This is a genomic window from Nocardia carnea, from assembly GCF_029868325.1.
In the GTDB taxonomy this organism is placed as follows: domain Bacteria; phylum Actinomycetota; class Actinomycetes; order Mycobacteriales; family Mycobacteriaceae; genus Nocardia; species Nocardia carnea_C.
The window spans coordinates 18,799-27,864 of sequence record NZ_JARWNW010000255.1; the positions used below are offsets into that span (position 1 = coordinate 18,799).

8 protein-coding genes are annotated in these 9,066 nt (G+C 65.4%); all 8 read left to right on the forward strand.

Going from position 1 to position 9,066, the window contains the following annotated elements; translation table 11 throughout:
* Positions 1–3: 3 nt before the first annotated feature.
* The 8 genes from QH196_RS23105 (at position 4) to QH196_RS23140 (ending at position 8,810) form a co-directional block, all read left to right on the forward strand.
* The gene (locus tag QH196_RS23105) at positions 4–1,548 is read left to right on the forward strand and encodes an MlaD family protein (RefSeq protein WP_280417911.1); all 1,545 of its coding nucleotides are present in this window, start codon (positions 4–6) and stop codon (positions 1,546–1,548) included.
* Positions 1,545–2,576: an MCE family protein gene (locus QH196_RS23110; protein ID WP_280417912.1), complete on the forward strand. Its 1,032-nt coding sequence runs from the start codon at positions 1,545–1,547 to the stop codon at positions 2,574–2,576. The genes QH196_RS23105 and QH196_RS23110 overlap by 4 nt, the downstream gene beginning before the upstream one ends.
* Positions 2,573–3,571, forward strand: a complete 999-nt coding sequence (locus tag QH196_RS23115; protein ID WP_280417913.1) for an MCE family protein — start codon at positions 2,573–2,575, stop codon at positions 3,569–3,571. The genes QH196_RS23110 and QH196_RS23115 overlap by 4 nt, the downstream gene beginning before the upstream one ends.
* Complete coding sequence (locus QH196_RS23120; RefSeq protein WP_280417914.1) at positions 3,568–4,668, forward strand: MCE family protein; 1,101 nt, start codon at positions 3,568–3,570, stop codon at positions 4,666–4,668. Before QH196_RS23115 ends, QH196_RS23120 begins: the two co-directional genes overlap by 4 nt.
* Positions 4,665–5,759, forward strand: a complete 1,095-nt coding sequence (locus QH196_RS23125) for an MCE family protein (protein ID WP_280417915.1) — start codon at positions 4,665–4,667, stop codon at positions 5,757–5,759. The genes QH196_RS23120 and QH196_RS23125 overlap by 4 nt, the downstream gene beginning before the upstream one ends.
* Positions 5,759–6,919: an MlaD family protein gene (locus QH196_RS23130; RefSeq protein ID WP_280417916.1), complete on the forward strand. Its 1,161-nt coding sequence runs from the start codon at positions 5,759–5,761 to the stop codon at positions 6,917–6,919. The genes QH196_RS23125 and QH196_RS23130 overlap by 1 nt, the downstream gene beginning before the upstream one ends.
* Positions 6,920–7,056: 137 nt before the next feature.
* A complete protein-coding gene (locus QH196_RS23135; RefSeq protein ID WP_280417917.1) occupies positions 7,057–8,121 on the forward strand; it encodes a hypothetical protein in 1,065 nt (354 codons plus the stop codon).
* Positions 8,122–8,162: 41 nt separating this feature from the next.
* Entirely contained in the window at positions 8,163–8,810 is a 648-nt protein-coding gene (locus tag QH196_RS23140; RefSeq protein ID WP_280417918.1) for a hypothetical protein, read from the forward strand.
* The last annotated feature ends 256 nt before the right edge of the window (positions 8,811–9,066 follow it).

Sequence of the window (9,066 nt, forward strand, 5' to 3'; positions counted from 1 at the left end):
GCAATGATCATCGATCCGAGTGGGCGCGGGCCCACGATGAAGCAATTGCTCATCGCCGGCGTATGCGGCCTGGTTGTCTTCGTCGTGGTGCTGGGCTTCCTGATGGCCCGCTACCAGGGCTATTTCGTGGAGAAGGTGCGGGTCACCGCGAACCTGACCACCACCGGTGACGGACTGCCGCAGAAAGCGGATGTGAAGTTCCGCGGCGTCCTGGTGGGTGCGGTCGAGACGGTGTCGGTGGCCGCTCAGGGCGAACTCCAGCAGGTGAATATCGAGCTGAAGCCCGAGTTCGTCGACCAGATCCCGGCCAACGTCACCGCCCGGGTGGTGCCCAGCAACCTGTTCGCCGTCACCTCCGTGGAGTTCCTCTACAACGGTCCTGCCGAGGCTCACCTCGAAGAGGGCTCGCAGATCCCGGAGGACAAGAGCCAGGGCACCATCGCCCTGCAGGACACGCTGACCACCGTCCAGAACATTCTCGACCGGATCGATCCGATGCAGTTCGGCCGTGTCCTGGGCACTCTCTCCTATGCCCTCGACGGTAGCGGCCGGGCGCCCGGATCGACCATCGAGCGGATCGACCACTGGCTGACCTCGGTGGACGAATCGATTCCGGACCTCGGTGTCTTCCTGCAGGATTTCGCGGATTCGACGCATGCGCTCAACGAGTCGGCACCGGAACTGATGGACGTCCTGGCCTCCTCGGTGCAGACGGCGAAGACTATCGCCGACCGGCGCGAGCAACTGGTCGATGTGATCTCCGGTGCCGGTGGCATGGTGGATCAGGTCAACGATCTGTTCGCGCGGAACCCGAATACCGGTAAAGAGCTGACCGTCGGACTGAACCAGACCTTCGGTGCGCTGGCCGCGAACCCCGCCTCCATCACCAATGCGATCAGCAATCTGAACACCTCGGCACGCAACCTGCGCACGACGTTCACCTGGGGTCCGCAGCAGCAGATGGTGTGGAACGCTGGTGTTTCGTTCACGCCGTTCAATCCGAACACCGTCGCGGACTGCCCCCGCTACGGCGACCTCGCCGGACCGAGTTGTTTCACCGCGCCCGCCGTGGCCGATCCCGGATACCTGCCCGAGCAGATGAAACCGCGCCGGCTGCCCGCCGCCGACGGCCTGCCGGTGCTGCCGCCGATCCCCGGTCTGCCGCCGATCCCCGGTGTCACCAGCGAGGTCGGCGTCCCCGCCCCGGCGGCACCGCCTGCGAACAACCCGTTCGCCGGTACGCCGCTGGAGGGTTTGTTCCCGCAGGGTCTGCCGCAGCTTCCGGGCCTGCCCGGTGCACCGGCCCCCGCGCCGGCCGCCCAGCCCGGTGACCAGCCGCCGGCCCCGCCGGCCGAACCCGGTGCGGCCGCACCGGCGGCGGACAGCGGCAACGGTGCCGCTCCCGCGGCCCGGCCGATCGCCTCTTATGAGGGCGATGCGGCGGTGGCGGCGCTGCTCGGCCGGCAGCCCACCTCAGTGGAGTACCTGATGTTGAGTTCGATTCTCGAAGGCGGAACCTTGCGAGTGACCGAGGAGGCGTCCGCGTGAAGGGCGTCCGGAAACCGCTGATCGGCTTCGGCCTGTTCGCAGTGGTATCGGTGCTGGTCACCGTACTCGTGTGGAATACGCTGGCCCGCACCGTGGACGGTGGTACGAAATCGTATTCCGCGGTCTTCACCGATGTGCTGGGCCTGCGTGAGGGCGACGATGTCCGGATGGCGGGCGTGCGCGTCGGGAAGGTCGAGAAGATCGAACTGACCGGCGAGTCGAAGGCCGAGGTCAGCTTCATCGTCCAGGACGATCAGACCCTGTTCGGTAACACCAAAGCGCTGGTGCGGTACCAGAACCTGATCGGCCAGCGCTACGTGGCGCTGGCGCCCGGCTCCGGCGGGGATACGACCGAGCTGCCGGAGGACGCCACCATTCCCGTCGATCGCACCGAGCCGTCCTTCGATATCTCGGCGTTGCTCAACGGTTTCCAGCCGCTGTTCGAGGTGCTCGAACCCGAACAGGTGAACCGGCTCTCGGAGACCTTCATCCTCGCCCTGCAGGGTGACCGGGTCTCGTTGAGTTCCTTCATCACCCAGGCGGCCACCATGGCCACTGATTTCCAGCGGCGTGACGCCATTCTCAGCGATGTGATCACCAACCTCAGCGGTGTGATGGCGGGCCTGGCCAAACGAGGGGGCGAATTGGAGACGCTGATAACCCAGACGAGGGCGCTGATCGGCGGTCTGTACGAGCAGGGCCAATCGCTGCTCTCCTCGACCGAACAGATCGCGGGTGCCACCACCGCGCTCGTCGGAATGGTGGGCAATATCCAGCCCAAACTGGAGGCGGTCCAGAATTCGACACGTGACGCGCTGACCCTGTTCCTGGCCAATGGCGCCAAACTGGATCAGGCCGCGATCGACCTGCCCGCCATCCTCGCCGACGCGGGACGATTCACCTCCGAAGGCGCCTACGCGAACGCGTATATCTGCCGGCTGGATGTCTCGCTGTACGGAGTCCTGTTCCCCCGCGGTCTGTTCTCGCAGATCGGCGGCAATTCGCAATCGGCGGTGTGCCGGCCATGATGACCAAATTCAAAACCTGGTTCAACAACAACCGCTACTTCGGGCTCGGCATCATCGGCGTCATCGTGGTCGCCGTACTGGTTCTGGTGTCCAGTGGCTTCCGTAACCTCGGTATCGGCGAGCAGTCGATCAAGGCCGAGTTCGTCCAATCCGCGGGTATCTCCGTCGGCGACAAGGTCAACGTGGCCGGTGTGCCGATGGGCCGGGTATCGGGCGCCGAACTCGAGGGCGACCACGTTCTGCTCACCCTCCAGGTCTCCAATGATGTGGAACTCGGACCCGATGCGCGGGCGGCCATCAAGATGGCCACCCTGCTCGGCGCCCGCTACGTCGACCTCCAGCCCGGTGACGGCACGGGCCTGCCCGATAACCGCATCCCGAAGACCAATACCGCGGTCCCCTACGATCTCGCCGATGTGGTCGACAAGGGCACCCCGGAATTCCAGGAGCTCGACCCCGGCAAACTCGCCGAATCGCTGAACCTGTTCAACGAACAACTGGAGGGCTCCCCGGAGCTGGTCGCCCAGTCGCTGGACAGCATCGGCGCCCTGGCCAAGGTGATCGACAGCCGCAAGGACGATGTCGAGCAGCTGCTGAAGGACCTCGACCGGGTGACCACCATCCTGGCCGACAACCGCAACAGTGCCCTGCTGATCATCACCCAGGGTGAGGCGATCGCCTCGCGGGTGGTGGAACGCCAGCAACTGCTGCGGACCCTGCTGGACAATGTGGCCACCCTGACCGCGCAGCTGCAGGCGATCGGCGCACAGAACAACAACCAGTTCACCACCACGCTCGATCAGCTCAACACCATGGCCGCGGGCCTGCAGAAGAACAAGGACAACCTCGACCGGTTGCTCTCGATCATGCCGCCGTCGGTGCGCTACCTGGCCAACGCCTGGGGTAACGGCAACTACGCCGAGGTCGGCATCCCGTGGCTGTTCCCGGACAACTGGTTGTGCTTCGCCCAAGTCGCCGAGGGGTGCCAGGGATGAATCCGTTGAACATCGACCTCGTGAAGAAGGCCGCGAAAACACTGGTCATCGGCGCGTCGGCGCTGGCGCTGGGCAGCTGTTCGATGGTGAACAGCGTGGTCGGCGGCGATATGAAGATCACCGCGGATTTCGAGAACATCGCCGGTATGTACGAGGGCAACCCGATCACCGTGCTCGGGCTCGAGGTCGGCAAGGTCGACAAGATCATTCCGCACGGTGATCTCGTGGAAGTCCATATGAGCATCGACGGCGATGTGGAGATCCCGAAATCCGCCAAGGCCGTGGTGATCTCTCCGTCGATCGTCACCAACCGGCATATCGAGTTCACGCCGCGCTATGTCGAGGGCGAAACACTCGAAGACGGCGACCATCTGCCGCTGGAGAAGACCGATGTGCCGGTGGAGCTGGACACGATGCTCAAAACCATCGACCAGTTCGCCGACGCACTGAAACCGCAGGAGGGGCAGGAGGGTATCGGCCCGCTGTCGGGCCGGGTGCTGTACCCGATGCTCAACGGCCAGGGCGAGAAGATGCGCGATACCCTCAACGCGCTGTCCAGTGCGCTGAAGGTCGGTGTCGACAACAAGGGCGCCATCGCCAACATCATCACCAAGCTCAACGAGCTGACCACGATGCTGGCCGAGAACGACCAGGCCGTCCGCGATTTCAGCAACCAGGCCACCCAGATGACGACCATGCTGGCCGAGCAGGCACCCGGTCTGCAGGCCACGTTGCAGCAGCTCTACGACTTCCTGAACAACACCAGTTCGGTCTTCGGGCAGCATCAGGATCAGCTGGTAGACACGCTGACCCGGATGAATACCGTGATCGAGCAGCTGCGGCAGAACGCGCACGGCGTCACCGAGGTGGTCGACGTCGCGCCGATGCTGCTGCAGAACATCCACCGCTCGATGAACTACGAGCAGGGCTACGTCCGGTTGCACGCGCTGATCGGCACCAACCTCGCGGGCGGTGAACTCGTGAGCCTGTTCTGCGAACGGATTCAGATGCGATCCGACGGCTGCCGGACCGGCCGGCCCGAAGATTTCGGACCGGACTTCGGACTCACCGCCGCACTGCTGGGACTGACGAAATGATACGAACAATCCGACGCGCCCGCCGCACCGTAGCCGTCGTGGTGGCGGCCGGTACGGTGGCGCTGGCCTCCGGTTGCGGCCTGACGGTGGAGGATATTCCGCTGCCGAAGCCCGGCGCGAGCGGGGAAACCCTCGGGCTGCGGGCGGTATTCGACAATGCGCTGAACCTGCCCGACCAGGCCAAGGTGAAGGTCGGCGGTTCCGATGTCGGCGTGGTCACCAATATCGAAACCAAGAATTTCCAGGCGATCGTCGATATGGAGATTCGCAAGGATATCGAACTCCCGATCGGGACCACCGCCGAACTGCGCCAGGCGACCCCACTCGGCGATGTCTTCATCGCGGTCGCCAAACCGCAGACCGAACCCGGCACGGCCCTGCTCGAGGACGGCGATACCCTGCCCATCGAGCAGACCTCGGCCGGCGCCACGGTGGAGGAGCTGCTGCTGTCGGTATCGCTGATGTTCAACGGCGGCGGTATCGCCCACCTCACCCGGCTGGGCACCGAACTCGATTCCATCGTCGGCGGGCGCAGTGACCAGCTGGTGCATCTGGTCAACGAGATCACCGGCGTGGTTTCCAGTATCAACGCGAACTCCGCGCGAATCGACAGTGTGCTCGGCGAATTCAGCGTGCTGGCGGGCACTCTCGAAAGCCGCCGCAACGAACTCGGCCAGGTCGCCGATACGCTGCCGGATATGATCGGCGCGGTCGCCGAGAACAACCGGGCGCTGGGTGATCTGCTGAGCAAGATCTCCACCACGAGCGCCGCGCTCGGGGATTACGCGAACACCTCCGGCGGCGATCTGGCGGGCACCCTCGACAATCTGAACAGCCTGATGGCGGCGCTCGCGGCCACCGGGGACAAGTTCGGTGCACTGCTGGATATCCTGCACGAACTGCGCGGTCCCGTCGATGCCACCTTCCGCGGCAGCAGCCTCGCCGCTCAGGTCAATGTCACCAATCTCGATATCGCGATGCTCACCGCACCGGGCACGAGCCACTTCTACGACGTGCGCGATCTACAGGATTTCGCGGGCAGCCTGATCCAGATCCTCCAGGTCGTCCAGCAGCGTGTGGGAGGCCAGTGATGCTGAAGAACAAAATCCTGTGGTCGAACCTCGGTATCCTCCTGGCGCTGCTCATCGGCGGAACCTATCTGATGGTCAACGTCATGCGGGTGAACCCGCTGCGCAGCACCTACACCGTCATCGTGAACCTGGACCGGTCCGGTGGCCTGCAAGAAGGTAACGACGTCACGCTGCGCGGCTACCGCGTCGGCGAGGTGAGCAGCCTCGAACTCGTCGGCAACGGCGCCGGAATCCAGGCCGAAGCCGAGATCGAATCCAAATGGGATATCCCGGTGGATACGAAGGTTGCGGTGCAGGCCCTGTCCGGTGCCGGCGAGCAGTACATCGATTTCCGGCCCGCCGGGAACCAGGGGCCGTTCCTGACCGATGGTTCGGAGATCACCTTCGACCCCGAGCGGGTCAGTACCCCGGTCCCGATCTCCTCGGTTCTGGAGAACTCCAGCGACCTCATCGCGCAGGTGAACCCGGAGCATTTCTCGGTGATCCTGAACGAACTCGATATCGCGCTCAGCGGTGGACCCGATCAGCTGCGTTCGCTGATCGAAGGCGTCAGCCTGGTCTCGGCCGGGCTGGAGAATCTGCTGCCACAGACCACCAATCTGATCGCGAATCTGCGGACCATCGCCGCGACCACCTCCCAGGCCCAGCCGGACCTGGGTACCCTGACCGCGAACTCGCAGGTACTGTTCGACCAGTTCAACAAGGCGAACGCCGAGCTGGTGAAGGTGCTGGACCAGGCGCCCGGACAGTTCGCGAGCGTGACCGCGACGCTGGATGCCACCAGCGATCCGATCACCACGCTGCTGAACAACTTCGTCGCCGTCACCCGTGCGGCGCAACTGCGGCAGCCGGCGCTGGCGGCGCTGTTCCCCGCGCTCGAACTCGGTGGCGCGGCATTGGGCGTACCCGCCCATGACAACGAATTCCACGCCATGCTCGATATCTGGTTCCGGCCCTACTGCCAGTACCAGTCCACTCCGGTGAAAACCCAGGTCGTCCAGGACGGCACGCTGCCGAAGTGGAATTACTGTGACAATCCCCCGCCCGGCCAGCAGATCCGCGGCGCGGCCAACGCACCGCGACCGAATGTGCCGAACAACGGCGCGCACATCCCGCCGGGTGTGGATCCGAACGAACGTACGCTGCCGCCCGTGCGGTAGCAGGAGACCGGTCGTCCCCTGCCGGGTGCGACGGTGCATACTCTCGCAGAGATGCCCGCCACACCCGGCGCTCGTTTTCCGGCCGGTAGATTACGGCGCGTCCGCAGAGAGGCGCCGGGAAGGTGTGAACAGTACAGATGTCCTCGAAAAAACCCAGCTCCGACCCCTTGGAGCCGGAAGGCACTGGTGTGCCGGCGGACGACGCGGCTGAGCACACCACCACCTCCGGCAGTTCATCGACCGGCAGCGCCGCGGCGGCAGATTCGGCCGGTTCGGCCGAATCTGCGGATAAGGCAGCCGAGGAGCCCGCAGCTTCGGACGCTACGGAGAAGGCCGGGAAATCCGATCCCGACGCCACGGTGAAGGCCGGGAAATCCGCCGACCCCGACGCCACGGTGAAGGCCGAGAAGCCCGCCGACCCCGATGCCACGGCGAAGATCGGCAAATCCGCGGACGCGGACGCCACGGCGAAGATCGACCGCCCGGAATCGGCCGACGGCGGAACGAGTGAACCGGCCGATTCCGATGAGACGGTGGTACTCGGGAAAGAATCCGCCGCCGAACCGACGGTCGCGCTCGGGAAATCCGCGGCCGGCGAAGCGGCCGAACCGGGCAGCGAAGATACCGCAAAGCAGGCGCAGCAGTCCGGTGCCGGCGAACCGGACACCGGCGCCGAGGCGAAGAAGGCTTCCGGTCTGCGCTCGCGGTTCCCGCTGCCGGTGCTGGTCGGCGCGGCCGTGCTGGTGATCGCGGCCCTGGTCGCGGTCGGTGTTTTCTTCTATCTCGCGAATGATCGCCAGGCCGAACTGGACCGGCGTGCCGCGGCCACCAAGGCCGCCTGCGATTTCGGGAACAGCTTCGCCACCTATACCGGCGACAAGGCCGACGACTACGTCTCACGACTGGATCAGAACGCGACCGGTGAATGGAAGAAACTGGTGTCGCAGATCGGCCCCGATCTGAGGGCCCGGTTCGCCGAGACCCAGGTGAACTCCACCGCCGCCGAAGTGCAGTGCGGTTACGAATCCGGCGACGGCGACAAAGCACGCGTGGTGCTGGTGATCGACCAGCAGTTCACCACCGCCGGCGGCCCGCAGCAGCAGGCGCCCGGCCGGGTCAAGGTGGCGGCCAATGTCGATATGGAGAAGGTCGACGGTCGCTGGATGGTGGCGAATTTCGATACGCCGATGATGCAGCAGTAGCTCCCGGCCGCGAGACGAATCAGAAGTTAGGACTCGAAGCTATGGCGAAGAACGAGACCGCGGCAGCGCAGGACACCGACGGCAAATCCGGGCTGCTCCCGGTGGTGATCGCCTTCGTCACCGGCGTGGTGCTGGTGGCGCTGGTCGCTGCCGGGGTGCTGTACTTCCGCGCCTACCAGCAGAACAACGGCGAACTCGCCGCGCAGGACGAATCCACCCGGACGGCCTGCGATTTCGCCCGGGCGACCAACACCTACGATTTCGAGGGCGACCTCGACGGTTTCATGCGGGCCATGAAAGACGGTGCCACCGCTGATGTCGTGGGCTCGGTGGAGCAGAACTGGGATGTGCTGCGCCAGTTGCTCACCGAATCCAAGGTGAAATCCTGGGTCGACGAAGCGAGTTGCGGCTTCCAGTCCGGTGACGAGGAAAGCGCCAAGGTCCTGGTCAATATCGGCCTGATGAAGACGAATGCCGTGACACCCGAACCGAAGCGGCAGGATATCGCGGTGGTCGCGGGGCTGGAGAAGGACGGCGACCGCTGGATCGTCAACCAGTGGGATCTGGCCATGCTGGCGGGCGTGGGCGGCGATCCGGCCCAGGCCGCACCGGGTGCTCCGGCACCGGGCGGCCCCGCTCCGGCGGCCCCGGAAGGTCGGCCGGCTCCGGCACCGTTGCCGGGCAACTGATGTGGGCGCCTCCGGCGGTGGGTCGAGCCACCACCGCCGGAGGCTATTCGGGCGGTATCCAAATATCCGTACCACGACGACAACAGCGCGGGCGCCGCACCTGATTCAGAACAGGTGCAGTGCCTGCGCTGTTGTCGCGTAGTCGGGGGGGCGGGCCCGCCCCCGGGGGCCCCCCCTAACCGCGGGCCCGGGGGGGTGGGGGGTAATGAGCGCGGGGCCGGGTGCTCTGCGCACCGGACCCGTCGATCATTCGGTT

What these genes read in the sequence shown, in the direction of transcription:
- QH196_RS23105 (WP_280417911.1), top strand. Translation starts at nt 4, where the DNA reads ATGATCATCGATCCGAGTGGGCGCGGGCCCACGATGAAGCAATTGCTC.
- QH196_RS23115 (WP_280417913.1), top strand. Translation starts at nt 2,573, where the DNA reads ATGATGACCAAATTCAAAACCTGGTTCAACAACAACCGCTACTTCGGG.
- QH196_RS23120 (WP_280417914.1), top strand. Translation starts at nt 3,568, where the DNA reads ATGAATCCGTTGAACATCGACCTCGTGAAGAAGGCCGCGAAAACACTG.
- QH196_RS23125 (WP_280417915.1), top strand. Translation starts at nt 4,665, where the DNA reads ATGATACGAACAATCCGACGCGCCCGCCGCACCGTAGCCGTCGTGGTG.
- QH196_RS23130 (WP_280417916.1), top strand. Translation starts at nt 5,759, where the DNA reads ATGCTGAAGAACAAAATCCTGTGGTCGAACCTCGGTATCCTCCTGGCG.
- QH196_RS23135 (WP_280417917.1), top strand. Translation starts at nt 7,057, where the DNA reads ATGTCCTCGAAAAAACCCAGCTCCGACCCCTTGGAGCCGGAAGGCACT.
- QH196_RS23140 (WP_280417918.1), top strand. Translation starts at nt 8,163, where the DNA reads ATGGCGAAGAACGAGACCGCGGCAGCGCAGGACACCGACGGCAAATCC.